Origin of the sequence: Bradyrhizobium sp. SZCCHNS3016, assembly GCF_032484535.1 — a bacterium.
Lineage (GTDB): Bacteria > Pseudomonadota > Alphaproteobacteria > Rhizobiales > Xanthobacteraceae > Bradyrhizobium.
Genome location: NZ_JAUETE010000001.1, coordinates 232,530 through 256,750, shown reverse-complemented (window position 1 = coordinate 256,750; position 24,221 = coordinate 232,530). Strand labels below are relative to the sequence as shown.

At 66.9% G+C, this 24,221-nt stretch carries 20 protein-coding genes; 7 read left to right on the top strand and 13 right to left on the bottom strand.

The genetic code is table 11. From position 1 onward, the window contains the following. Positions 1–227 precede the first annotated feature (227 nt). The 7 genes from QW881_RS01200 to QW881_RS01170 are packed head-to-tail and all read right to left on the bottom strand — an operon-like array spanning position 228 to position 6,824. Positions 228–1,274: an ABC transporter substrate-binding protein gene (locus QW881_RS01200; protein ID WP_315754839.1), complete on the bottom strand. Its 1,047-nt coding sequence runs from the start codon at positions 1,272–1,274 to the stop codon at positions 228–230. Next, entirely contained in the window at positions 1,271–2,443 is a 1,173-nt protein-coding gene (locus QW881_RS01195) for an FAD-dependent oxidoreductase (protein ID WP_315754836.1), read from the bottom strand. The genes QW881_RS01200 and QW881_RS01195 overlap by 4 nt, the downstream gene beginning before the upstream one ends. Beyond that, the gene (locus QW881_RS01190; protein ID WP_315754834.1) at positions 2,427–3,821 is read right to left on the bottom strand and encodes an FAD/NAD(P)-binding oxidoreductase; all 1,395 of its coding nucleotides are present in this window, start codon (positions 3,819–3,821) and stop codon (positions 2,427–2,429) included. Before QW881_RS01190 ends, QW881_RS01195 begins: the two co-directional genes overlap by 17 nt. Continuing rightward, positions 3,814–4,107, bottom strand: coding sequence for a (2Fe-2S)-binding protein (locus QW881_RS01185; RefSeq protein ID WP_315754832.1), 294 nt, complete (start codon positions 4,105–4,107; stop codon positions 3,814–3,816). The genes QW881_RS01190 and QW881_RS01185 overlap by 8 nt, the downstream gene beginning before the upstream one ends. A gap of 4 nt (positions 4,108–4,111) precedes the next feature. Next, positions 4,112–4,906, bottom strand: a complete 795-nt coding sequence (locus QW881_RS01180; RefSeq protein ID WP_315754830.1) for an ABC transporter permease — start codon at positions 4,904–4,906, stop codon at positions 4,112–4,114. A gap of 5 nt (positions 4,907–4,911) precedes the next feature. Continuing rightward, the gene (locus QW881_RS01175; RefSeq protein WP_315754827.1) at positions 4,912–5,769 is read right to left on the bottom strand and encodes an ABC transporter permease; all 858 of its coding nucleotides are present in this window, start codon (positions 5,767–5,769) and stop codon (positions 4,912–4,914) included. After that, complete coding sequence (locus QW881_RS01170) at positions 5,766–6,824, bottom strand: ABC transporter ATP-binding protein (RefSeq protein ID WP_315754825.1); 1,059 nt, start codon at positions 6,822–6,824, stop codon at positions 5,766–5,768. The genes QW881_RS01175 and QW881_RS01170 overlap by 4 nt, the downstream gene beginning before the upstream one ends. Positions 6,825–7,003: 179 nt before the next feature. Between QW881_RS01170 and QW881_RS01165 the strand changes: the two genes are divergently transcribed. After that, positions 7,004–7,825, top strand: coding sequence for an IclR family transcriptional regulator (locus QW881_RS01165; RefSeq protein WP_315754823.1), 822 nt, complete (start codon positions 7,004–7,006; stop codon positions 7,823–7,825). Between the two features lie 223 nt (positions 7,826–8,048). Here the strand turns inward: QW881_RS01165 and QW881_RS01160 are convergent, their stop codons facing one another. From QW881_RS01160 to QW881_RS01135, 6 genes are all read right to left on the bottom strand, one after another. Then, on the bottom strand, positions 8,049–9,062 hold the full coding sequence (locus tag QW881_RS01160) for a CobW family GTP-binding protein (RefSeq protein ID WP_315754820.1): 1,014 nt from the start codon (positions 9,060–9,062) through the stop codon (positions 8,049–8,051). Beyond that, entirely contained in the window at positions 9,059–10,681 is a 1,623-nt protein-coding gene (locus tag QW881_RS01155) for an amidohydrolase family protein (protein ID WP_315754816.1), read from the bottom strand. Before QW881_RS01155 ends, QW881_RS01160 begins: the two co-directional genes overlap by 4 nt. 201 nt (positions 10,682–10,882) lie before the next feature. Further along, a complete protein-coding gene (locus tag QW881_RS01150; RefSeq protein ID WP_315754814.1) occupies positions 10,883–11,713 on the bottom strand; it encodes an ABC transporter permease in 831 nt (276 codons plus the stop codon). A gap of 81 nt (positions 11,714–11,794) precedes the next feature. After that, complete coding sequence (locus tag QW881_RS01145) at positions 11,795–12,826, bottom strand: PotD/PotF family extracellular solute-binding protein (RefSeq protein WP_315736636.1); 1,032 nt, start codon at positions 12,824–12,826, stop codon at positions 11,795–11,797. A gap of 31 nt (positions 12,827–12,857) precedes the next feature. Next, positions 12,858–13,922, bottom strand: coding sequence for an ABC transporter ATP-binding protein (locus QW881_RS01140; RefSeq protein WP_315754812.1), 1,065 nt, complete (start codon positions 13,920–13,922; stop codon positions 12,858–12,860). Then, positions 13,922–14,746, bottom strand: coding sequence for an ABC transporter permease (locus QW881_RS01135; RefSeq protein WP_315754810.1), 825 nt, complete (start codon positions 14,744–14,746; stop codon positions 13,922–13,924). The genes QW881_RS01140 and QW881_RS01135 overlap by 1 nt, the downstream gene beginning before the upstream one ends. Positions 14,747–15,206: 460 nt before the next feature. Here QW881_RS01135 and QW881_RS01130 point away from each other — a divergent pair, with 460 nt between their 5' ends. The 6 genes from QW881_RS01130 to QW881_RS01105 all read left to right on the top strand — a co-directional run bounded on the left by QW881_RS01130 (position 15,207) and on the right by QW881_RS01105 (position 24,220). Then, a complete protein-coding gene (locus tag QW881_RS01130; protein WP_316158078.1) occupies positions 15,207–16,097 on the top strand; it encodes an ABC transporter substrate-binding protein in 891 nt (296 codons plus the stop codon). A 304-nt stretch (positions 16,098–16,401) separates the two neighbouring features. Further along, positions 16,402–18,027, top strand: coding sequence for an amino acid ABC transporter permease/ATP-binding protein (locus QW881_RS01125; protein ID WP_316158079.1), 1,626 nt, complete (start codon positions 16,402–16,404; stop codon positions 18,025–18,027). 58 nt (positions 18,028–18,085) lie between these two features. Continuing rightward, positions 18,086–19,327: an acetamidase/formamidase family protein gene (locus tag QW881_RS01120; protein WP_316158080.1), complete on the top strand. Its 1,242-nt coding sequence runs from the start codon at positions 18,086–18,088 to the stop codon at positions 19,325–19,327. A gap of 270 nt (positions 19,328–19,597) precedes the next feature. Next, a complete protein-coding gene (locus tag QW881_RS01115) occupies positions 19,598–21,931 on the top strand; it encodes an acetamidase/formamidase family protein (protein ID WP_316158081.1) in 2,334 nt (777 codons plus the stop codon). Positions 21,932–22,102: 171 nt separating this feature from the next. Continuing rightward, positions 22,103–22,486: a RidA family protein gene (locus tag QW881_RS01110; RefSeq protein ID WP_316158082.1), complete on the top strand. Its 384-nt coding sequence runs from the start codon at positions 22,103–22,105 to the stop codon at positions 22,484–22,486. Positions 22,487–22,624: 138 nt separating this feature from the next. After that, positions 22,625–24,220 carry a gamma-glutamyltransferase gene (locus QW881_RS01105; protein WP_316158083.1) on the top strand — a complete coding sequence of 532 codons (1,596 nt, stop codon included), beginning with the start codon at positions 22,625–22,627 and terminating at the stop codon, positions 24,218–24,220. The last annotated feature ends 1 nt before the right edge of the window (position 24,221 follow it).

Genomic DNA, 24,221 nt, shown 5'->3' with positions numbered 1-24,221 from the left:
TCGGCGTAAAATGAGCAATGAGAATGTTCGAACCTGGCCCATCGCGTCATTTGCTGCGATTGCACAAAGTGGGAAAGCGCGCCCGTCCTGCACGTGGCATACGCGCTGCCCGACCACGCCGCGCCCACCCTTGAAAGCAAGATCGTCGTTGGCACGATGGGCACGTCGTTCCGGGCGATGCGTTGCATCGCTCGGAACGGCTTGCCCGCCCTACGATTCGACGTGTCTCAACGCTCGATCATCCTGTTCCAGCGCGTATTCCATTCCGGGCGCTTGGCATTGATGACGTCCCAGTCGAGCGTGATCGCGCTCTTCATGAAGCTGTGAAACGTTGCGAGCTTCTGCTCAGCCGCTGGTGTCGTCGCCTTCGCTTCCGTGTTGGACGGCACGATGTTGCCGGCCGCCAGCGCCTTGGCCTGCGCTTCCGGCGACAGCAGATAGGCGGCGAGCTTCTGCGCCAGCTCGGCTTCGGAGTTGTTGGCGATGACGCATTCGGCGACCATCAGCACGACCGAGCCTTCCTTCGGCTGGGCATACTCCACTGGAATGCCCTTCTCCTTCAATGTCGACACCGCAGTCGGCGTCAGCGGGAAGATCGCGGCTTCGCCGGTCTGCACCATCTCTGAGATCTTGGCCGAGTTCGGGATGTATTCGAGCACGTTCTTGCCGATCGTGTCGGGAAACGCCTTGAATCCAGGCTCGACATTGGCCTCGCTGCCGCCCTTGATGCGGTTGAACATCAGGAAGGCGTGCAGGCCGAAGGTCGAGACCGAGGCCGACTGGAACACGACCTTGTCCTTGAATTTGGGATCGGCGAGATCGAGCCAGGAGGTCGGCACCGCCCAGCCCTTCTCGTCGAACAGCTTCTTGTTGTAGGCAAGGCCAGTCATGCCGATGTCGATGCCGGCGGCGATGTCGTCCTTGAGACGCGCGAACGGCTCGAGCTGCGCCAAGCCGTCGCTCGGCTTCAGCTTCTCGCACAGGCCGAGGCCGGCGGCGCGGATCATCACGCCGTCGTCGAGAAACATCACATGCATCTGCGGCCTGTCCTTGGCCGCGATTGCCTTGGCGAGGATCTCCGAGGAGGTGCCGGGCACGACGACGATCTTGACGTCGTTCGCCTTCTCGAACTCCGGAAACACCGCCTGCGTGTAGGTGCGCTCGAAATTGCCGCCGTTCATGCCGACATAGAGCGTCTTGGTTTCGGCGTGCGCGGTTGATGTGGCCAGCACGAGCGCGAGGGCTGAGCCGAGCGTGGCGCGAGCATCGATCATGGCGAGGTCTCCTTCGATCCTGTCGTCATTGCTGCTTGAGATGCATCGCCCGGCTGCGATGCGGGTGAGAAACGGGCGATGGCGAAAGGGGCGATCGGCGTCGAGGTCTCGCCGTCGCGCACCAGCTCGGCCAGCACCTCGCCGACACCCGGCGCGATCTGGAAGCCGGCGCCGGAGAAGCCGAAGGCGTGGATCAGTCCCGGCGTCGTCGCGCTCGGCCCGATCACCGGATTGCGGTCGGGCATGGTCGCCTCGGTGCCGCCCCAGAAGCGGATCGCCTGGGCATGGCGGAGCGGGCCGAACAGCGCGCTGGCGCGCTGCATGATCGCAAGCACGCCGTCACTGCGCGGGCGCGAGTAGTCGGGATCGTCGAGTGGCGCAGCGCGCTCGCCGCCGACCACGACATTGCCGCGCGCCACCTGCCGCGCATAGATGCCGCCGCCTTCGATGCCGATATTGACGCCGAGAAATGGATCAAGCGGCTCGGTCACGATCATCGATGGATAGGTGCGCTCCAGCGGCACCGGCTCGTCGAACGCGCGCGCCAAGCCGTCGGCCCAGGCGCCGGCGCTGTTGATGACCGTACGTGTCTTGATGGCAACGTCGCCGGCCTCGACCACGAAGCCCTCGAACGTCCTGGTGGCGCCCGTGACCTCCGTGTTCTCCAGCACCTCGGCGCCGGCGCGACGCGCCGCTGCGGCGAAGGCGGTGGCGACCAGCCGGGGATTGGCGTGGCCGTCGCCGGGGCAGAACGAGCCGCCGACGACGCCGCCCGCGATGCCGAAGCGCTCGCGCAGTCGATTGTGGCCGATCAGCTCGAGAGCGAGCCCGAACGGCGCGACCTCGGCGGCGTAGCGCTCCAGGCTCGCCATGTCCTCGGCGTTGCGCGCGAGCTTGAGATGGCCCGAGCGCAGGAACTCCCCGTCGATGCCGATGAGCTGCGCGAGCCGCGGCCAGATGGCATGCGCGCGCTGCGACAGCGGCAGTTGCTCGGGCGGGCGTCCCTGGCGGCGCACGCCGCCATAGTTCACGCCGCTCGCCTGCGCGCCACAGAAGCCCTTGTCGAGCAGCGTGACGGAGAAACCCATGGCGCGCAGCGCCAGCGCGGCGGAGCTGCCGACCAGCCCGCCGCCGACGATCGCGACATCGCAGTCAATGCGCCGGGTCATGCTGCCTCTCGTCGAGGGATAGGCTCACGGCCAGCGGGATCGGCTTGATCGGCGCCTGCGCGCGCAGCCGGCCGACAGCGCCGATGTCGCGGCGCGTCTGCGCAGCTAAGAGCTCCGCGGCGACCGCGCCGCACATGCGGCCCTGGCAGCGGCCCATGCCGATGCGCGTCACCGCCTTCAGACGATTGATCTCGGTGAGCGAGAAATCCCTGATCGCGCGCCGCGCCTCGCCGGCATCGATCTCCTCGCAGCGGCACAGCAGCGTGTCATCGGCGATGTCGCCCGCCCAATGCGATGGATAGGGAAAGGCGGCTTCGAGCACGTCGCGCTGCCGCTCGATCCTCGCAAGCGCATGTTCGAGGGCGGCGGCGCGCATGGAATCATGCGGCTGGCCGCGATCCTCCAACAATGCCAGCGCGGCCCGCTCGCCGGCGGCTTCAGCGGCATCGGCGCCGGCAATGCCGGCGCCGTCGCCGGCGAGGTACACGCCCGCGATGCTGCTGCGGCCACTGACGTCGCGAACCGGACGATGCGCGCGGTCGCGCGCATCGAAGCGAAAGGCGCAGCCTGCGAGATCAGCAGCCTGAGTCTCCGAGCGCAGACCGAGTCCGTAGCCGACGCCGTCGCAGGTGACCGCGTGTTCGCGCCCACCGGCCCGATAGACGATGCGCGCCGCCCTGCCCTCGCCCTCGATCCGGAGCCGGGAGACGCCGAACTGCACGCGGGTGCCGCGCAGCGTCAACTCCACCGCCATGCGCAACCCACGCAGCACGATGCCCGGCGCGAGCGGCAACGCGCGCAGCAGATTGAGCTTCGCAGACAAGGGCGCCGCGTCGAGCACGGCAGCGACGTCGACGCCGGCCTTCATGTATTGCCAGGCCACCAGATAGAGCAGCGGGCCGGAGCCGGCGAACACCACGCGCCGGCCGATCGCGCAGCCCTGCGCCTTGAGCGCGATCTGCGCGCCGCCGAGCGTGAACACGCCGGGCAGGGTCCAGCCGGGGATCGGCAGCACGCGATCGGTCGCGCCGGTCGCGAGGATGAGCCCGTCATAGCTGACTCGCTGGCTGATACCCCCACGCAAGATGTCGGCCGCGCCGTCGCGCAGATTCCACAGCAGCTGATCCGGTCGATAGTCGATGCCGGCGCCGAGCGCCGCAAAGTCGTGATGCAGCCGCGCGGCCTTCGGAGCCTCCGAGCCGTAGCGCGCGCGGTCATCGCGGCCGTCGGGGCTCAGCGGCTGGCGATAGATCTGGCCGCCACAGGCCTGGCCCTCGTCGATCACGACCGGCCGCAGGCCGGCGGCGACCAATGTCATCGCGGCGCGGATGCCGGCCGGACCGGCGCCGACGATCAGGGGCGGCGCGCGCTCAGCCATGGCTGCGTCCCCGCTGCGTGACGATGTGCATGCCCGCGATGAGCGGCGTCGTGCAGGCGCGCAGCCGCTCGCCGCTTGCGAGCTGCACCCAGCAGTCCTGGCAGGCGCCCATCTGGCAGAAGCCGGCGCGCGGCGCGGCGGAGAACTCGCTGTGGCGCAGCCATTCGACGTGACAGAGCACCGCCGTCAGAACGGTGTCGCCGGCGCGGCCGTCGCAGGGCACGCCATCGATCGTGAAGGAGATGACGGCGCTGTCGTTGCGGACCAGGCGATGCAGCAGCGGCATGGTGTCAGCCCTGCCCGACGAGGATCTTGTCGAGACCGAAGATGCGGTCGAGCAGCAGCATCGCCGCCGCCGTCACCGCGATCATCAGTGCCGATACCGCAGCCATCATCGGATCGATGGACTCGGTCGCATACATGTACATGCGCACCGGCAGGGTAACCGTGGCAGGCGAGGTGATGAAGATGGACATCGTGAGCTCGTCGAAGGAGTTGATGAAGGCGAGCAGCCAGCCGCCGGTGATGCCGGGCAGGATCATCGGCACGGTGATGCGGCGGAATACGATCCAGCGCGAGGCGCCCAAGGTCACGGCCGCCTGCTCGGCGCTGCGGTCGAGGCCGGACAGTGCCGCCAGCACCAGCCGGAGCACATAGGGCGTGACCACGACGATGTGGCCTGCGGTGAGCCAGAGCAGGCTGCCGGTGGCACCGACGAGCGCGAACAATCTGAGCAGCGCGACGCCGAGCACGAGATGCGGGATCATCAAGGGCGACAGGAACAGTGCGTTCAGCGCCGCACGGCCGCGGAAGTCATAGCGATCGAGCGCGAGGCCGGCGGCGACCGCGAGCACGACCGCGATCGTCGCGGCTGTCGCTGCGACCCACAGGCTGTTGAGAAAGGAGGCGACGAAATCCGGATGCGCGAACACGGCCGCGAACCAGCGCAGCGAGACTTGCGTCGTCGGCAGGGTCAAGGTGTTGGCGGGCGTGAACGCGACCAGGCAGATCACGACGAGCGGCGCCAGCACGAAGCCGACGACGAGCGCGTGAAAGACAAGCGCTATGAGACCATTGTGGCGCATGCCGCTCACCCCAGCGTCCGCCTGGCGCGCGCCTCGACCAAGCGCTGGTAGACAAGCATGATGACGAGATTGATGACGAGCACCAGGATCGCGATGGCCGCGCCGAGCGGCCAGTTCAGCTCGTGCATGTACTCATCATAGACCAGCGTCGCCGCCATCTTCAGCCGACGGCCGCCGAGCAGCGCGGGGATTGCGAACGCGGACGCTGATAGTCCGAACACGACGAGGCACCCCGACAGCAGCCCCATCGTCACCTGCGGCAGCACTACGCGGCGCAGCGCCGTGAGGCGCGAGGCGCCGAGCGTCCAGGCGGCGGCCTCGACCATCGGATCGAGCTTCTGCAGCGAGGTCCAGACCGGAATCACCATGAAGGGCAGCATCACATGCACGAGCGCGATGACGATGGCCGTCTCGGTGTAGAGGATCCTGACAGTGCCGAGGCCAACCGCGCGGAAAGCCTCGTTCACGAGGCCGGTGGGGCCGAGCAGCATGCTCCAGCCGAAGGCACGCACCACGACCGAGACCAGCAGCGGGCCGATGATCGCGAGCAGGAACGCCGAGCGCCAGGGCTCGCGCATGCGCGCCAGGATGTAGGCCTCGGGCGCGCCGATCGCTGCGCAGACCAAGGTCGTCAGCGCCGCAAGCCGCAGGGTGCGCCAGAAGATATTGAGGAAGTAGCTGTCGGAGAGGATGGCGATGTAGTGCGTCAGCGTGGTCTCGTCCTTGACGCCGGTCGCGGCGTCATAGGCGTGGAACGACAGGATCAGCGTGAGCGCGAGCGGCACGACGACCAATGCGGCGAACAGCAGCGCGCCCGGCGCCGCCAACAGCCATGGTGTCGGACTGGCGCGCCCGCTGCTCATGCCGGTGACGCTCCGTCCGGCTTGGACGCGTGTGCGCTGGCGCTGCTCCAGGCGAGCCCGACCCGATCGCCCTCGCGCGCCGGCTCCTCGCCTGCATTGGGCAGGGAGACGCCGATCACCCCGGCCGGGGTCTCCACGGTGAAGAACCAGGCGCTGCCGAGGAAGAAACGCGCTTTGATGCGGCCGTCGAGCACGCCGGCGCCGGGAGCGGCCAGACCGATCTTCTCCGGCCGGATCGCCAGCACGGCCGCCGCGCCCTCGGCGAGACCAGCGCCCTCGCAAGGAAGCAGCGCATGGCCGCCGATCTCGACGCCATTGTTGCGCCAGATGCCGGACAGTCGGTTCATCTTGCCGACGAAGGAGGAGATGAAGGGCGTCGCGGGGCTCTCATAGAGACGATAGGGCGCATCGACCTGCATGATGCGCCCGTGCTCCATCACCACGACGCGGTCGCTCATCGACAGTGCCTCGCTCTGGTCGTGGGTCACCATGATCGTGGTGGTGCCGATGCGCTGCTGGATGCCGCGCAGCTCGAACTGCATCTCCTCGCGCAGCTTGGCGTCGAGATTGGACAGGGGCTCATCGAGCAGCAGCACCGGCGGATCGATGACGAGGGCGCGCGCCACCGCCACGCGCTGACGCTGGCCACCGGAGAGCTGGCGCGGATAGCGGTCGGCGAGCGATGCGAGCTGCACCAGCGCCAGCGCCTGGGTGACGCGCGCCTCGCGCTCGGCTCGCGCGACCTTGCGCATCTCGAGCCCGAAGGAGACGTTCTGCGCCACCGTCATGTGCGGAAACAGCGCGTAGCTCTGGAACACGATGCCGAGGCCGCGGCGGTCCGGCTTCTCATGGGTGATGTCGCGACCATCGAGCGTGATGCGCCCCGACGTCGGTTCGACGAGGCCGGCGATCATCTGAAGCGTCGTGGTCTTGCCGCAGCCGGACGGACCGAGCAGCGAGATGAACTCGCCCTTGGCGACGCTGAGACTGACATCGCTGACCGCAGCGACATCGCCGTAGAGCCTCGTCAGACCGTCCAGCGTCAGGAAACCCATGCGTCCTCGCGCGGGAGGCTCCCTTCGCCATCGGCAGGGATTGCCGCCCTGGGGCTCTTTCATGCCGGGGAGCGAACCAGATGGTCAATCGTGAATTCCGATATCCTGAATTTATCTCTTCAGAATTCTGATATATGAAATCTGAGCTTCAAATTGACTCCCATCATTCACTTAATCAGATGACCGCATCCGACACCGATAACGCCTCCAGCCTTCGCCGGGCCCTGAAGCTGCTGCGCATTCTCGCCGAGGGCGACCCCGACGGGCTGCGGCTGAAGGACATCGCCGAGGTCGCGGGCTGCAGCCAGCCGACCGCGCACCGCATGCTGCAGGACCTCGCCGCGGAGGGTTTCGCCGAGCAGGCCGCTGGCAAGCGCTATCGCCTCGCGCTCGACTTCTACGTGCTGGCCGCACGCGCCGGCCAGGCCAGCGGGCTACGCGACGCCGCCCGCCCGGCGCTGCTGCGGCTGTCCGCAACCCTGAGCGACACGATCTTCCTGCTGGTGCGCAACGGCTTCGATGCGGTCTGCCTCGACCGCGTCGAGGGTCCGTTTCCGATCCGCTCCTTCACCGGCGACATCGGCGGCAAGGTGCCGCTCGGACTCGGCCAGGGCAGTCTCGCCATTCTCGCCAACCTGCCCGAGGACGAGCGGGAGGCGGTGATCCGCTTCAACATCCCGCGCCTGCTCGATCGCGGCTTCCTCGACGAAGCCTCGCTGCGCAGTGCGCTGGCGCAGGCGCGCGCGCAGGCCTGGGTCAACACCAGCACCGGGCTCATTCCCGGCATGGCCGGCGTCGGCGTGCCCGTGCTGGATGCGCAGGGCCGGGCCGTCGCGGCGCTCAGTGTCGGCACGCTGGCCGAACGGCTGAACGCCGATCGCCTGCCGCATGTGGTCAAGATCCTGCAGGGCGAGGCGCAGGCGCTAGCCGGCAAGCTCAACCCGTTCGACGTGGCTCTGCGCTATCCGTCACGCAGTCTGAGCACGATCGGGGGAAGTTGACCTTCTGCGTCACAACCACCGTCATTCCGGGGCAAGGCCGAGAGGCCTTGAACCCGGAACCTCGATGTTGTCTTGCATCCACTCTCAACAATTTCGAGATTCCGGGTTCAATCGCCAACGCGCAGCCGCATCGCGCCTTCGCATTGACGATTGCCCCGGAATGACGGTGGAAGCGTAACGAGTCCGCCCCCTAGCGCAGCAGAGACAATCCTACCTTCGCGGCCTACGTCACCCACTCGGCACGGATGCCGCGCGGCCCGGCCGCCGCGCTCGCGGGTTCGCGCCAGGAGAACGCGAACAGGCCCGACGGCTCGACCTGTTCGAGCTCATTGCGGACAATGTCGCGCGCGATCACGACGATGAAGGGCGCCGGCAGTTTTTCGGCCGTCAATTGCCGCGGCGGCGCGAACACCGTGCCGACGCTTTCGACCAGCAGCGGGCGCGGCGCCTCCTGGACCTTCACGAGGCCCTTGATGCGCAGCAGCCGCTCGCCGAGCGCGCCGGCCACATTGTCGAGCCAACCGGCGAGATCGGCATAGGCGATCTCAGCGCGCGGGCGGACGAGGCAGAGCGCGAGGCGCGGATGCGCGGTTGCCAGATCGCGGGCGACCTCGCGTAGCGGCAACGCGGCTACGAGGGGTGCGAAGGCGGCCGAGACGATGGCTGCGCGATCAGCGCCGGCAACGGCTTCCGCCACCGGGTTGAGCTGCGCGATCGCAACCGGCGCCTCGGTCAGCGCCTGCGGCGCAAGATCAGCCTTGGTCGCGACGATGCGATGCGCCGCCGCCCATTGCGCCGCAGCTTCCTCGAATGTCGCGACGGCGAGCCCTCGCGTCAGGTCATAGGTTGCGACGACCGCGACGCGCATGCGGTGCTCGGCCAGCGTCGCGAGCTGGCGCAGCACCGGGCCGGGCATCGCCAGGCCCGACGTCTCCAGGATGATCCGGCGCAGGGGCAGCAGGCCGGCGGGGCGCGGCGCCATGATCAGGCGGTCGATGGCGAAGGCGAGATCACTGCCGACCTGGCAGCAGACGCAGCCATTCGACAGCATCGCCATCGGCACGTCGTCGCCGCTCTCGCGCAGCAGCACGCCGTCCAGCCCGATTTCGCCGGCCTCGTTGACGATCACGGCGGTGTCCGAGCCGGTCTCCGCGCTCAGCACGTCGCGCAGCAGCGACGTCTTCCCCGAGCCTAGGAAGCCGGTCAGGACGAAGAAGTCGATTGCCCCGGCGCTCATGGCGCCGCGGCGTCCTTGTCTTTATCCTTGGCGGCGTATTTCTCCGGCACGTCGCTCTCCCAGCTCGCCTTCACCAGCTCGCGGACGTCGGCCAGCAATTCCTCGGTATCGTAGATGATGCCGTCCTTGATCGTGTATTTCAGGCCGCGATGCCACTCAACCGCGTTGGTGGCGTCGTTGAAGCGCATCGCGCCGGTGCCGTAGAGCAACTTGAAATCGGTCAGCGGATTGTGGTCGTGCACAAGGATGTCGGCGCGCATGCCGATGTCGATGGTACCGATCTCGTTCTCGAGGCCGCACAGCGCCGCGCCCTGCGAGGTCGCCGAGCGGATCACCTCGAGCGGATGGAAGCCGGCCTCCTGCAACAGCTCGAGCTCGCGGACATAGCCGAAGCCGAAGATCTGGTAGATGAAGCCGGAATCCGAGCCGGTGCAGACCCGGCCGCCGCGGTTCTTGTATTCGTTGATGAACGCCATCCAGAGCCGGTAGTTCTCCTTCCACTCGATCTCGTTCTGGGTCGACCAGCGATACCAGTACGAGCCGTGGCCGCCGCGCTGCGGCGTGAAGTAGTCCCACATCGACTTCCAGGTGTACTCCTTGTGCCAATAGGCCTGGCGCGCCCGCATCAGGTCGCGGTTGGCGTCGTAGATCGTAAACGTCGGCACGAAGGTGAAGCCGATCTCCAGGAACTGCTCCAGCACCTCGTTCCACTTGGCCGAGCCGGGCTCGGCGCCCTGCCTGAACATCTGGCCCGACACCGAGAAGCGGAAATATTCGTCGGTGTAGTTGTAGTCGAGCGGGAAGTTCTGGATCACGCGATCCTCGAACAGCGCCTCCGGCAGGCCGTAATAATGCTCTGCGCTGGTGAGGCCCCAGCGCGCCGTGGTCAGGGCGTTCATGCGCGACACCGCCATCTGGGCGTGATGGCAGCCGGTGCGCAAGCCCAGCGTCTTGCACTCGTCGAGCGCGGCCTCCATGATTGCCGGCGGCGCGCCGAAGAACTTGATGCCGTCGGCGCCGCGCTCCTTGACCTGACGTAGCCAAGTCCGCCCCTGCTCCGGCGTGTAGATGGTCTTGACCATGTCGTTGACGGCCGGGAAATAGGCATAGGCGAGCAGCCGCGGCGAGGCGATGCTGTTGTCGGCGGCGCGCTGCTTCTGGTCGAGCATCCAGGACAGGCCGTTCATCGAGCCCATCTCGCGCACCGTGGTGACGCCATGCGCCAGCCAGAGCTTGTAGACATAGTCGACCGGTGGCACCCAGCCATTGGCGGAGTGATAGGCGACGCCGGCATGGGCGTGGCAGTCGACGAAGCCCGGCGTCACCCATTTGCCGCGGCAGTCGATCTCGTGATCGGCGGGCTCGCCGGCGTTGCCGGCATAGCCGTAGCCAACGACCTTCTTGATGCTGACGATGCGGCCGTCCTCGACGATGATGTCGACCGGCCCGATTGGCGGCGCGCCGGTGCCGTCGATCACAATGGCGCTGCGCAGCGCCAGCCGTTTGAACGGCCCGATGCCGCGATCGCGCGACGTGGCCTTCGGCACGATCGGCGCGGCGCCCTTGTTCCTGATGAAGGCGAGCTCATCGCCCGGCAGCATCGTGGCTTGGTCCGTCATTCCCGCGTTTCCTCATTGTAAAAGCGTAGGGTGGGCAAAGGCGCGCCCCTCCGCCACATTTGCACAGACGCGACCCGACCGCGCCGTGCCCACCATTTCACGGCGAGACCGCCGTTGTTACGGTGGGCACGTCGTTCCAAGCGATGCGTCGCATCGCTCGGAACGCCTTTGCCCACCCTACGAATCGTCGTCGACCACGCCCTACCCCGTCCTGTACCGCCGTGCGAACGCCACGCTGCCGAACACCGTGAAGGCCATGGTCACCGCGAGCAGCATGAAGGCGAGCGCAGCCCCCATCGGCCAGTTGTTGCCGCGCACGAACTGGTCGTATACCGCTGGCGCCATCATCTTGAATCGGGGGCCGCCGAGAAGCACCGCCGTTGCATAGGTGTTCATGCACAGAACGAAGACCAGGATCGAGCCGGCGGCCACGCCGGGGCCGGACAGCGGCAGTATCACCCGCCAGAACACCCGCGCGCCCGAGGCGCCGAGATTGGCGGCGGCATATTCCAGGTCGCGGGGAATGCTTTCGATGACCGCCGAGAGCGTCAGGATCATGTAGGGCAGCACCACGGCGATGATGCCGATGATCACGGCCTTGGTCGTGTACATGATCTCGAGCGGCGCGGAGATCAGGCCAAGCTTCATCAGGCTCGTATTCACGAGCCCGTCGCGCGCGAACAGCGCCATCCAGCCGGCCGAGCGCACGACATTGCCGACCAGGAGCGGAAACAGCGTCGCGATCACGACCAGGCTCTTCCAGCGGCTCTCCATGCGGCCGAGCCAATACGCCGCCGGAAACGCCAGGATCAGCGTGAGCAAGGTGCACAGCAGCGCGATGCCCAGCGTGGCCAGGATGATCTGCTGATAGTACGGATCGGTCGCGGCCTTGATGTAGTTGTCCGGCGACAGCGCCTGCATCATCAGTTGGGTCGGGCTGAACTGGTTGAGCGAGATCCGGAACATCAGGATCATCGGCCCGACCAGCAGCGCCAGGACCAGCAGACAGGCAGGAACGACCAGCAGCGCCATCGCGCGAGCTCCGATTGCAGATGAGCGGCGCATCAGCCGCATGCTCCTGCGGCCTGCGCCGCAGGAGCGGGAGTTCAAGGCTTACGCCTTGAACTCCTTGTTCCAGAAGTCGAGCGTGCGCTGCGAGCGCCCTGCGGCATAGGCATAGTCCGGCTTCAGCAGGCGGGCGCGCTCAGCCTCGGTCAGGCTGACCTGCTTGGCGAGGTCCTCCGGCAGCACGGCGTCGGTGACGGTCGGGACGTAGCCCATCTTGTCGGCGAAGCCGCCTTGCGCCTTGGCGTCCAGCATCGCGTCGAGATAGGCGAAGCCGCCGGCCTTGTTCTTGGCGTTCTTCGGCACCGAGGCCTGGAACACGATCGCCGGCGTGCCCTCCTTCGGCACGACATGGGCGAGCGGGATGCCGGACTTCTTCCACATGAAGCCGCGGGCGAGCCACATCGTGGTCAGCCACACCTCCTCCGACTTCAGCGCCGCCGCCAGCGCCTCGTTGGACGGATAGATCTTCACGTCGAGCGAGCGCCATTCCATCAGCTTCTTCTCGGCCGGATCGAGATTGCTGACGCCGCCGCCGCCGGCGAGCGCCGCCGCCAGCGTGTTGTTGGGATAGAGGATGTCGGCGAGGCCGATGCGGCCACGCCATTTCGGATCCCACAGATCCGCGAAGGATTGCGGCGGCGTCTTCACCTGGTTGGTGTTGTAGAGGATCACCTGCGCCGAATAGATGTGCGGGATCGCGATCTCGCTCCGGAGCTCCGGGAACACCTTGTCCAGCCGCTTCACCTGCGCCGCATCGACCTTCTCGAACACATCCGATTGCGACACGATGTAGGCGTCGTTGTCGGACAGGCAGGCGACGTCCATCGAGCCGCGCCGGCTCTGTCGCTCGGCCAGCAGCTTGGTCTTGCGCGGATCGGCATTGGCGACGTCCTGCACGATCTCAAAACCCCTGGGCGTCATGATCGGCTTGTCGATGATATCGGAGAGCAACTGGCCGTAGTCGCCGCCCCAGGTGCCGACCACGACCTGTCCGCCCTCGGCGCGCGCAGAGGGCATGCCGGACGCCAGCGCGGCGACGCCGGCGCTGGCGGAGAGAAAGTGACGTCGCGAAATCATGGGAGAACCTCTTGCTGTGAATGGATGGTGTTTACGAAGCTGTCTGCGGCACGAGACGCGGGACCTTGCGGTCCCATTCCAGGGACACTGGATCGTTCGGTTTGAGTGTTGCCAGCGGCTCGCTCGCGTCGGGCGTTGGCCTGACGGCCACCAGCGTCTCGTCGCCGATCGCCACCACATATTCGCTCTGCGCGCCCATATAGGTGATCGCCAGCACGCGGCCGCGCACCTCGCCGGACTCACCGGCCACCACTGCAATGCGTTCAGGTCGCAGCGCGAAAGCATCGGCATCGTCGCGCTCGCCGCTGGCGACATCGACCGGCAGCAGCAGGCCGCCGTTGGTGCGGAACTGGCTCTCGTTCGCCCGCCGGCCCGCCACGATGTTGCAGCGGCCGACGAAGTCGGCGACGAACGCATCCTTCGGCGAGTCGTACAGCTCCTGCGGCGTGCCGATCTGGCGGACGCGGCCGCCCTCCATCACCACGAGGCGGTCGGCCATGGTCAGCGCCTCCTCGCGGTCATGCGTCACCATCAGAGTGGTCAGGCCGAGCCGCTGCTGCAGCGCGCGGATCTCGAGCCGCACCTCGGCGCGCAGCTTGGCGTCGAGATTCGACAAGGGCTCGTCGAGCAGGAAGATGCGCGGATTGATCACCAGCGCGCGCGCCAGCGCGACGCGCTGCTGCTGCCCGCCGGACAACTGCCGCGGCAGCCGATCGGCGAGATGCGACAGCCGCACCAGCTTGAGCGCGTCGGCGATCTTGATCTTTCGCTCGACCGCGTTGAGGCCGCGCATCTCCAGGCCGAAGCCGACATTGTCAGCCGCGCTCATGTGCGGAAACAGCGCGTAGGACTGGAACACCATGCCGGTCGATCGCTTGTAGGCCGGCAGATGGGTCACGTCCTCGCGGTCGAACAGCACGCGGCCACTGGTCGGCGGCAGGAAGCCCGCGACCATGCGCAAGGTCGTCGTCTTGCCGCAGCCGGAGGGCCCGAGCAGCGCGACCAGCTCGCCCTCGTTGACCGAGAGATCCAATCCTTCCACGCCGATGGAGGTGCCGAAGCGCTTGGTCAGCTTCTCGAGCGTGAGCTGCGCCATCAGACCACCCGCGACAGTTTGACGAAGCGGTCGGTCACCACCATCAGCAGTCCGACCAGCGCGATCTGCACGGTGGCGACGGCGGCGAGCGTCGGATCGATGCGGAATTCGAGATAGTTCAGCATGGCAACAGGCAGCGTAATGCGGCCGGGACCGACCAGCAGCATCGACAGATCGAGATTTTCAAAACTCTGGATGAAGGAGAACATCGCGGCCGCGACGATCCCTGAGCGCATCATCGGCAGGGTGATGCGACGGAACACCGTGAACGGGCTCGCACCAAGATTGGCGGCCGCCTCCTCGGCGGCTCGGTCGAGCCCCTGCAGGCTGGCGACAACGAGCCGCACCGTCCAGGGAATCGCGAGCAGCGTATGCGCGGCCACGAGCCCTTCCGTCGTCGCCTTGATGTCGCGGTCGAGCAGATCCTCGGCGAGCACGTAGAACATGTAGAGGCCGGAGCCGGCGACCACGCCGGGCACCGCCAGCGGCGCCAATAGGAACGAGCTCAGCGCCTGCCGGCCGCGGAACTCGCCGCGCACAATGGCGAGCGCAGCCGCGGTGCCGACGGGCACGCCGATCGCGGTCGCGAGCAGCGCGACCTGGAAGCTCGTCACGAGGCCGCGCAGGAATTCGGGCTTGCTCAGCGCGTTGGCGTACCACTTCAGCGACAGGCCAGGCGGCGGGAAGCTCACGATCTCCTGCGCGAAGAAGCTGGTCACCACGATCATGATCACGGGCGCGAAGATGATTGCGTAGGCGACGACGATCAGTGTCCGCACTGCGAATTGGCCGAGTGATGGTTGTCCCGTAAAACGGAACAGCATTGCAGACACCTCAACAAACAGATCAGCAACTTGTGCGGCGGCATCGTAGTCGGCAGCTCCGCTGCCGCCAAGCCTGCGACACGAGTTATCGCAATGCACATACGCATGGGCGGAGCGACGCAGCGACGCCGCGATCCTGACGCGTGACGTGGCGCCGCCTCCATCTTGGCGCTAGCGCCGTGCGCCCCTGCCCCGTCGCCGGCGTGACCGATATTCAACTTTCGGAATCTTCGAGGACCGCGCAGGCGGACTTGACGCGTGCGCGCCGGTCCGTCGCGGCGGCGCGGATTTGAGCAACGCGTGCTCAATTCTTGCTCCGGCCCGATCCAATATTTTGTGCGCCTACGGACAAGTCATCCGCGCAGGCTCGCACCTAAGCTTGCCGTCGAGCTTGGACCGGGGCGACGGCACCAATGCACCGCCGGACCAGCGCGACACATCGTTCGAAGGAGCTGGCAACATGCAGACGAGGCTATTCACCGGAGCGCGGCGCGCGTGGCTTGCCGCGCTCGGCGCCATCATTGCGACGGGACTTCTCGCGCCGATCGACGCACGGGCGGCGACACCCGCAGGGTGCGCGGCGCTCAAGGAGAAATATCCGGACTGGAAGGGCAAGACGCTCGTCAACGCCATCAATCCGCACACACCGGGCTACGAATCGATCGACCCGAAGGATCCGAGCAAATATGTCGGCTTCGACATCGACCTCGGCGAAGCCATCGGCGACTGCCTCGGCTTCAAGCTGACCTACAAGCCGGTGACGTTCGCCGCGCTGCTGACGACGCTGGCGAGCGGCCAGGCCGACATCGTCATCTCCGACATCTATGCCACCAAGGAGCGCGCCAAGGCCGCCGACTTCATCACCTACTCCAAGGTGTTCGACGGCGTGCTGGTCGCGAAGGGCAATCCGAAGGGCATCAACGGGATCAACATGACGATGTGCGGCGCGGCGGCTGCCGAGAACACCGGCTATGTCGAGGTGCCGCTGATCCAGGACCTCGCGCCGAAGTGCAAGGCCGAAGGCAAGCCGGAGCCGACGCTGCAGCTCTACGACAACAACGCCAATTGCATCCAGGCCATCCTCGCCGGTCGCGCCGACACCTATGTCAACGACGTCAACACGGTCGATCAGGCGGTGAAGGCCTATCCGGACAAGCTGGAGAAGGCGATCGCGGTGACCATCCCCTATTCGGTCGGCATCGCCGTGCCGAAGGACAAGCCGAAGTTCCGCGACGCCGTCATGGCGGCGCTGATCGAGGTGCAGAAGGAAGGCATCCATCAGGCGCTGCTGAAGAAGTGGCAGCTCGATCCGGCGAACTTCAAGGAGCCGGACATCCTGACAGCGGACTAACAGCGGTGCGGCCGCGCTGGAATCACAGCTGCAGCCACAAAGACGGTCCACTCCCCTCCCCCTTGCGGGGAGGGGTTGGGGGTGGGGGTCCACAAATGACAGTCTTTGCTGGGCGCCTCCCCCCCAACCCTCCCCCACAAGGGGGGAGGGAGTGCACCAGCTCCCTCGGCGACACACGCGTGAGCCAACTTCGTAGGGTAGGCAAAGCGCAGCGTGCCCACCAACGCTGTTCCGAAACACCACGGTGGGCACGGCGCTTCGCGCCTTTGCCCACCCTACGGCACTCATCAGGCTGCAATCACCGATGTCCCTCTTCCTGCACTATCTCAGCATGCCGTATCTGCTCATGGGCATCGAGCTCACGCTGCAGGTCACCGCGCTCGGCCTGATCGGCGGACTGGTCCTCGGCCTCATCCTCGCCGGCATGCAGCTCAGCCGGTTCTGGCTGCTGGCCGCGATTGCGCGCGGCTATACTGTGATCTTCCGCGGCACGCCACTGATCCTGCAGATGGTGTTCGCCTACGACGCGCTGCCGCATATCGGCATCAAGCTGCCGGCGGTGCTGGCGGCGGGCCTCGCGCTCGCCTGCAACGAGGCGCCGTTCATCGCCGAGATGCTGCGCTCCGGCGTGCTCGGCGTCGATCGCGGCCAGCTCCTGGCGGGCCAGGCGCTCGGCATGACGCCATCAGTGCTGATGCGCCGGATCATCGCGCCGCAGGCGATCCGCACGATGATCCCGGCCTTCGGCAACGAGGCGGTGAGCGCGCTGAAGAACTCCTCGCTCGCCTCCGTCATCGCCGTACAGGAATTGACCTTGCGCTCGACGCAGCTCGCCTCCTCCACCTTCGACTTCTTCTCCATCTTCTTCGCCTCGGGTCTCATCTATCTCCTGCTGACCGGCGCGATCAGCGTCATCCAGCTCGCGCTGGAATGGCTGCTCGATCTCGACCGCACGGCCAAACAACGCAAGCTGGCGGACTACCTGCCATGGCGCCGCGTCGATCCGGTGGCAAAGCTGGACCTTGCGAATACCGCACCTACCGTCGAGGCCGCGCCGCCGGAGCCCGCCGAACTGAAGGAAACGCCGCCGCTCGCGCTGACGGTCGAGGACCGCGCCCGGCGCGCCGCGACCATCGCCCGCAACAACGTCGCGGTCGAGGTCAAGGAGCTGCGCAAGGCCTATGACGGCAACAGAGTGCTGGACGGGCTCGATCTCACGGTGCGCATCGGCGAGGTGATCGCGCTGCTCGGCCCCTCCGGCTCCGGCAAGAGCACCTTGCTCCGCTGCATCAATCATCTGGAGAACTGGGACGCCGGCGAGATCCGCGTCGGCGGCCGCAAGCTTGGCTTCGACGAGCAGGGGCGCAGGCTGACGCCGCGCGCGGTCGCCAACGAGCGCGCCAATGTCGGCGTCGGCATGGTGTTCCAGCAGTTCAACCTGTTTGGGCATCTCACGGCGAAGGAGAACGTCGCAGGTCCCCTGCGCTGGGTGCACGGCCTGGGCCGGTTCGAGGCCGACCGCCGCGCGGCCGAGTTGCTCGACCGCGTCGGCCTGTCGCATCGCGCCGATGCGCTGCCGCGGCATCTCTCCGGCGGCCAGCAGCAGCGCGTCGCCATCGCCCGCGCGCTGGCGCCGAACCCGAGCGTGCTGCTGTTGGACGAGCCGACCTCCGCGCTCGATCCCGAGTTGGTCAACGAGGTGCTGGAGGTGATCCGCCGCCTCGCCGTCGACGACGGTCTGACCATGATCATCTCGACGCATCAGGTCCGCTTCGCCGACGAGGTCGCCGACCGGGTCGCCTTCCTCAATGGTGGCGTCATCCTCGAAGAGGGACCGGCCCATGAGGTGCTGACCAACCCGCGCCACCCGCTGACCGCGCGCTTCCTCTCGGTGATGGAGGCAGAGCGGCCGAAGGATGCGGTCGCATGAGTTCATCCTTCACGTCAACATCAACGATCTCGCGTCCGATCTTTCATGAGGCCCTTGCATGAAGCACCATCTGCTGCCGGTATCCCCGAAGACCATCCATTGGGGGTATTTTTCCAAGGTGGTGACACCGGCTCTCACCTTGCGCTCCGGCGACCGCGCCACGATCGAGACGCTGACCCATCATGCGAACGACGACTATGAGCGCATGATCAAGGACGATCCCGACGCCGAGAGCGTGTTCAAGTGGACCAGAGAGCACAAGGCGGTGGCGCGGCGCGGCTCGGGGCCGACCGAAGGGCCGTTCATCCGCGGCTCCGGCGAGGGCGTCGGCGTGCATCTGCTGACCGGCCCGGTTGCGATCGAGGGGGCCGAGCCAGGCGACGTTCTGGAGGTGCGCATCCTCGACATCAAGCCGCGGCCGAGCCGGTGCGGCTGCCATGCCGGCAAGTGCTTCGGCTCCAACGCCGCCGCCAATTGGGGCTTCCACTATCACGACCTGATCGAGGAACCGAAGCCGCGCGAGGTCATCACCATCTTCGAGCTCGACACATCGGGCGAGCCGTTCGCCAAGGCGGTCTACAACTACGTCTGGACGCCGCAGACCGATCCCGACGGCATCGTGCATCCGACCATCGACTATCCCGGCGTGCCGGTCGACCACAGCACGATCAGGAAGCGCGAGAACATTTTGCCGAACATCAAGGTGCCGGCGCGGCTGCATTTCGGCACCATGGGGCTGGCGCCGTCGGAGGCCGACTACGTCTCCTCGATTCCGCCGAGCTACACCGGCGGCAACATCGACGACTGGCGCATCGGCAAGGGCGCGCGGATGTATTATCCGGTCGCCGTGCCCGGCGCGTATTTCTCGGTCGGCGATCCCCATGCCGCGCAGGGCGATAGCGAGCTCGGCGGCACCGCGATCGAGACCTCGCTGACCGGCGACTTCGAGTTCATCCTCCACAAGAAGAGCGACCTCGGCGGCACCCAGCTCGAAGGACTGACCCATCCGCTGCTGGAGACCGACCAGGCATGGTCCGTCTACGGCTTCACCTATCCGAACTATCTCGCCGAGCTCGGCGCCAACGCGCAGACCGAAATCGCCAACCATTCCAGCCTCGACCGCGCGATGCGCGACGCCTTCCGCAAGCTGCGGCGATTCCTGATGACGGTGCATCATCTCAGCGAGGACGAGGCGATCTCGCTGATGTCGGTCGGTGCCGACTTTGGCGTCACCCAGGTGGTGGATGCCAATTGGGGCGTCCACGGCACGATCCGGAAGAACGTGTTCCGGTGTGAGTGATGTCGACGTGGTGCAAACTTTCGCCTCCCGGACGGTATGCTCCCTCCCCCCTTGTGGGGGGCTGGGGAGGGGGGCGCCACGCGGCGAGACCGCCGTTGTGGGCCCCCTCCCCAGCCCCCCACAAGGGGGAGGGGAACAGGCTGCATTCGCGGCGACAGCGCCTACCGCAACGAGTTTCGGAGCCAACGACTGAGCAACACCAGCACACCACAGACCGTCAAACTCATCTGGCACGGGGGTTGCTTCGCATTCCCCGACCCGGGGCGTGCCATGAGTTTCCGTCCGTTCACCAGCGAATCCTATGCGAGGGACGAGCGCCCCGAAGCGTGGCGCGACGTGTTGAACGCCATCGGGCTGCAGCCCGCGGCAAAGACGCCGTTCCATGATGGCCACGCGACGGCCTCCCATCGCCATGCGCCGGGCATCGCGCTGTCGCGGCTGTCGGCGGGCTCGCAGGTGGTCACCGCGGTTCCGCAAGCCCATGAGGACCTGCCGATTGCGTTGCTCGCGATCGACGACGGCGCTGTGCTCCGCAGCGGCGACAGCCATCGCATCGTCCCCGCGGGACATCTGATGCTATTGCCGCGCGTCGGCGACTGGAACATCGCGTTCCAGCGCGATCTGCGCGCCATCGTGCTATCGGTGACATCAGACGCCCTGCATGGCCGCATCAGCGGCAAGCTGAAATTGGCCGCCCCCCAGGTGATCGCGCCGAGCGGTCTTGCCGACGTGGTCTGTCGCACCATCGAGGCCACCGCGCGGGCGCTCGAAACGCTGAGCGATGCCGAATGGAGCACGGTCGCGCAGAGCCTGGTCGATCTGCTGCTGACGCTGGCCCATCAACAAGCAGTGCCGACAACGGAGGCCGGCAGCAGCGCGACGCAGGCTGCGATCCTGCACCGGATCTGCCAGACCATCGAGCGGCGGCTCGACGATGCCGAGCTGACGCCGGCGCGGGTGGCCCAGGCCGAAGGCATCTCAGAGCGCTATCTGCAAAAACTGTTCGAAGGTGCCGGCGACAATTTCAGTCACTACGTGAGGGAACGGCGGCTGCAGAGGGCCTGGACCGACCTGTCCAATCCAGCCGAAGCCAACCATTCGATCTCCGAGATCGCCTATCGCTACGGCTTCGCCGATTCAGCGCATTTCAGCCGCAGCTTCCGCGCCCGCTTCGGCCTGTCGCCGCGCGAGTTCCGGCAGCAGAAGGCGGAGCAGGCGATGACGTCGGCGGCCCCGCGCGGTCAGCGCGGCTGGCCGCAAGATGCGCTGGCGCAGCAGCGCGTCTGCGAGAGGCCGGCGGCGGCCAGGAGCGATATCACTCTGCCCGCGCCGGCCAACGACCAGGACGCGCGGCGGCATCACCATCATCTGGCGGTGTCGGCCGAGCGCGTGCATTGGGGCTATTTCAGCCGCTCGCTGCCGCCGCAGATCGAAATCGCATCCGGCGACACGATCACGGTGGAGACGCTGACCCAGCATGCCTCCGATGATCCGGAGCTGATGATCTCAGGCGATGCCGCTGCGCTCAGCGTGTTCGGCTGGACCAAGGCGAAGAAGAACGTCGACCGCCGTGGCGCCGGCCCGATGGACGCCAGCGTGTTCGGCCGCGGCGCCGGCGAAGGCTTTGGCGTCCACATCTGCACCGGCCCGGTCGCGATCAAGGACGCGCAGCCGGGCGACGTGCTCGAAGTACGGATCCTCGACATCGTGCCGCGGCCGAGCCGCAGCCGCGGATATGAAGGCCGCGTGTTCGGCTCCAGCGTGGCGGCATGGTGGGGCTATCACTACAATGAGCTGATCGCTCCGCCCGCGCCGCGCGAAGCCGTCACGATCTACGAAATCTTTGCCGACGATTCCGAGCCGCATGCGCGCGCGCTCTATTCCTATCGCTGGGAGCCGCAGACCGATCCGGCCGGCGTGATGCACGCGACCTACGACTATCCCGGCGTGCCGGTGGCGCCCGGCAGCATCAAGCGCCGCCACGGCGTGCTCGACAACATCCGCATTCCCCTGCGGCCGCATTTCGGCGTGATCGCGGTGGCGCCACGCGAGGCCGACTTCGTCGATTCGATTCCGCCGTCCTATTTCGGCGGCAATCTCGACAATTGGCGGCTCGGCAAGGGCGCGACCGTGTATCTCCCCGTCTCCGTTCCCGGCGCGCTGCTATCGGTCGGCGATCCCCACGCCACGCAGGGCGACGGCGAACTCGGCGGCACCGCGATCGAATGCTCGATGACCGGCACCTTCCAGGTCATCCTCCACAAGAAGACGCAACTCGCCGGACAGCCTTTTGCGGATCTCAGCTATCCCCTGATCGAAACCGAGACCGACTGGGTGCTGACCGGCTTCAGCCACCCGAACTATCTCGCCGAGTTCGGCGCGCAGGGCCAGAGCGAGGTCTACGCGACCTCCTCGCTCGACCTCGCGATGAAGGATGCCTTCCGTAAGATGCGCCGCTTCCTGATGCACATCAAAGGCCTTAGCGAGGACGAGGCGGTCGCGCTGATGTCGGCGGCGGTGGACTTCGGCGTCACGCAGGTCGTCGACGGCAATTGGGGCGTGCACGCGATCCTCAGCAAGCGGCTGTTCGAGGATGCGGGCTGAGTTCATGCTAAGTCGTAGGGTGGGCAAAGGCGCGCCCGCGAACCTGCGACATCGATCATGATGTACGTCGCGCCGTGCCCACCGCGGCGCATCCGCTGATGATAATGGGCACGCGTCGCCTGCGGCGCCGTTTTGCCCACCCTACACATTCACTCGCAGAGGAATCCGACCATGCAGTTCCACATGATCTCCGGCGCGACGAAACCCGTGGCGCCGTTCAGTCACGCGGTCGAGACCGACGGCTTCGTGTTCGTCACCGGCCAGATGCCGGATTCACCGGAGCTGCCGGGCGTGCTGCCCGACGGCATCGTGGAGCAGACGAAGGCGGTGATGCAGAACTTGAAGTACATCCTCCAAGGTCTCAACCTTGGTCTCGAACATATTGTGATGTCTCGGATTTACCTGACCGAGTTCAGGCGCGATTACGCGGCAATGAATGAAACTTACCGTTCATTCTTCCCACCGGGCCGGCTGCCGGCCCGCACCTGCGTCGGCGTCACCGGTCTCGCCTATGACGCGCTGATCGAGATCGATCTGGTCTGCCGAAGACCATAATACCCATTGGTAAACATCTCCTCAACGCAGGCAACCGTCATTCGATCCGGGCTGGGGAGCGTCCCGCTGTTGCCGATTGTGTGCCGAGGCTTGGCGGTGTCAATTCGCCGGACAATCAGGCAGGATCGGGGGAGTGCCATGCCGTACCAGTTTTCCAATCGTCAGCAGATCCGCAAGCCGGCGGTGACCAGCAAGGGCGGCATCGTCGCGGCACAGTCACGGCGCGCCGCCGAGGTCGGTGCCGAGGTGCTCGCCGCGGGCGGCGACTGCGTCGACGCCGTGGTGGCGACCGGCTTTGCGCTCGGCGTGCTCGAGCCGTGGATGAGCGGCCTCGGCGGCGGCGGCGCCATGCTGCTGTACCGCGCCAGGGACAACCACGTCGAGGTGATCGACTACGGTATGCGCGCCCCCGACAGCCTTGATGTCACGGACTATCCGCTGGCCAACGACGGCAGCGTAGCAGCCGACATCTTCCCCTGGCCCCGCGTCAAGAACGACCGCAATCTGCACGGCCCCGGCGCGATCGCAGTGCCCGGCGTCGTCGCGGGCATGGAGGCGGCGCATCGCCGCTACGCGCGGCTGCCGTGGCAGGATCTCGTCACGCCGAGCGTGAAGCTCGCCGCCGAGGGCCTGCTGGTGGACTGGTGGACCACCGTGATGATCTCGAGCTGCGCCGCAGACCTGCGCCGCTATCCCGGCAGCGCCGCGGCCTATCTGAAGGATGGTTTGCCGCCGAATCCGCAATGGGGCGCGAAGGCGGTGACGCGGCTGCCGCAGGAGCAGTTGAAGGCGACGCTGGCACATCTTGCCAGCGCCGGCGCGCGCGACTTCTACCGGGGCGACATTGCGCGCTCGCTCAGCCGCGACATCCAGGCCGCCGGTGGCGCGCTTTCGGTGGATGACCTCGCCGCGTTCGAGGCACATCACCGCGAGCCGCTGCGCATTCCCTATCGCGGCGGCACGGTGTTCGCGACACCGGAGCTGACGGCCGGCCCGACGCTCGCGCACGCCTTGCGGCTGATGCAGGCGAGCGTGACGGCCTCGGGCAAGACGCCTGATGCAAGCGCCTTCATCGCCTATGCCGAAGCGATGCAGTCGGCCTATCGCGAACGGCTCAACGACATGGGCGATGCGCCCGGCAAGCGCGCGCTCGGCGCCGAATATCTAGCACCGGCCTGCACCACGCACTATTCGGTGGTGGACCGCGACGGCAACATGGCGGCGGTGACGCAGACCCTGCTGTCGGGTTTCGGCTCGAAATTCCAGGCGCCGCAGAGCGGCGTCATGATGAACAACGGCATCATGTGGTTCGATCCGACGCCGGGCACGACGAACTCGCTGGCGCCCGGCAAGCGCTGCCTCACCAACTACACGCCGGTGGTGGCGCAGGCCGCGGACGGAAAGCGCCTCGCGCTCGGCGCCTCCGGCGGCCGCCGCATCCTGCCCGCCGTGGCGCAGATGCTCTCCTTCGTAATGGACTTCGGCATGGATCTCGACACGGCGATCCACCAGCCTCGCATCGACGCCAGCGAGGGTGACGTAGTTGGCGCGGATACGCGCCTGCCGGAGGAGGTGATGGACGCCCTCACGGCGAAGTTCGAGACCGTGCCGGCGCCGGTGCAGACCATGCCCATGAAGTTCGCCTGCCCCAGCATCGTGATGCGCGAGGGCGACGTGAACAGCGGCGCCACGGAGATCTTCCATGCGTGGGGAGATGCGGTGGCGGAGAGCTGAC

What these genes read in the sequence shown, in the direction of transcription:
- QW881_RS01170 (WP_315754825.1), bottom strand. Translation starts at nt 6,824, where the DNA reads ATGGGTTTCCTGACGCTGGACGGTCTGACGAGGCTCTACGGCGATGTC.
- QW881_RS01155 (WP_315754816.1), bottom strand. Translation starts at nt 10,681, where the DNA reads ATGACGGACCAAGCCACGATGCTGCCGGGCGATGAGCTCGCCTTCATC.
- QW881_RS01115 (WP_316158081.1), top strand. Translation starts at nt 19,598, where the DNA reads ATGAGTTTCCGTCCGTTCACCAGCGAATCCTATGCGAGGGACGAGCGC.
- QW881_RS01120 (WP_316158080.1), top strand. Translation starts at nt 18,086, where the DNA reads ATGAAGCACCATCTGCTGCCGGTATCCCCGAAGACCATCCATTGGGGG.
- QW881_RS01110 (WP_316158082.1), top strand. Translation starts at nt 22,103, where the DNA reads ATGCAGTTCCACATGATCTCCGGCGCGACGAAACCCGTGGCGCCGTTC.
- QW881_RS01185 (WP_315754832.1), bottom strand. Translation starts at nt 4,107, where the DNA reads ATGCCGCTGCTGCATCGCCTGGTCCGCAACGACAGCGCCGTCATCTCC.
- QW881_RS01145 (WP_315736636.1), bottom strand. Translation starts at nt 12,826, where the DNA reads ATGATTTCGCGACGTCACTTTCTCTCCGCCAGCGCCGGCGTCGCCGCG.
- QW881_RS01125 (WP_316158079.1), top strand. Translation starts at nt 16,402, where the DNA reads ATGTCCCTCTTCCTGCACTATCTCAGCATGCCGTATCTGCTCATGGGC.
- QW881_RS01195 (WP_315754836.1), bottom strand. Translation starts at nt 2,443, where the DNA reads ATGACCCGGCGCATTGACTGCGATGTCGCGATCGTCGGCGGCGGGCTG.
- QW881_RS01135 (WP_315754810.1), bottom strand. Translation starts at nt 14,746, where the DNA reads ATGCTGTTCCGTTTTACGGGACAACCATCACTCGGCCAATTCGCAGTG.
- QW881_RS01175 (WP_315754827.1), bottom strand. Translation starts at nt 5,769, where the DNA reads ATGAGCAGCGGGCGCGCCAGTCCGACACCATGGCTGTTGGCGGCGCCG.
- QW881_RS01105 (WP_316158083.1), top strand. Translation starts at nt 22,625, where the DNA reads ATGCCGTACCAGTTTTCCAATCGTCAGCAGATCCGCAAGCCGGCGGTG.
- QW881_RS01150 (WP_315754814.1), bottom strand. Translation starts at nt 11,713, where the DNA reads ATGGCGCTGCTGGTCGTTCCTGCCTGTCTGCTGGTCCTGGCGCTGCTG.
- QW881_RS01180 (WP_315754830.1), bottom strand. Translation starts at nt 4,906, where the DNA reads ATGCGCCACAATGGTCTCATAGCGCTTGTCTTTCACGCGCTCGTCGTC.
- QW881_RS01190 (WP_315754834.1), bottom strand. Translation starts at nt 3,821, where the DNA reads ATGGCTGAGCGCGCGCCGCCCCTGATCGTCGGCGCCGGTCCGGCCGGC.
- QW881_RS01165 (WP_315754823.1), top strand. Translation starts at nt 7,004, where the DNA reads ATGACCGCATCCGACACCGATAACGCCTCCAGCCTTCGCCGGGCCCTG.
- QW881_RS01200 (WP_315754839.1), bottom strand. Translation starts at nt 1,274, where the DNA reads ATGATCGATGCTCGCGCCACGCTCGGCTCAGCCCTCGCGCTCGTGCTG.
- QW881_RS01140 (WP_315754812.1), bottom strand. Translation starts at nt 13,922, where the DNA reads ATGGCGCAGCTCACGCTCGAGAAGCTGACCAAGCGCTTCGGCACCTCC.
- QW881_RS01160 (WP_315754820.1), bottom strand. Translation starts at nt 9,062, where the DNA reads ATGAGCGCCGGGGCAATCGACTTCTTCGTCCTGACCGGCTTCCTAGGC.
- QW881_RS01130 (WP_316158078.1), top strand. Translation starts at nt 15,207, where the DNA reads ATGCAGACGAGGCTATTCACCGGAGCGCGGCGCGCGTGGCTTGCCGCG.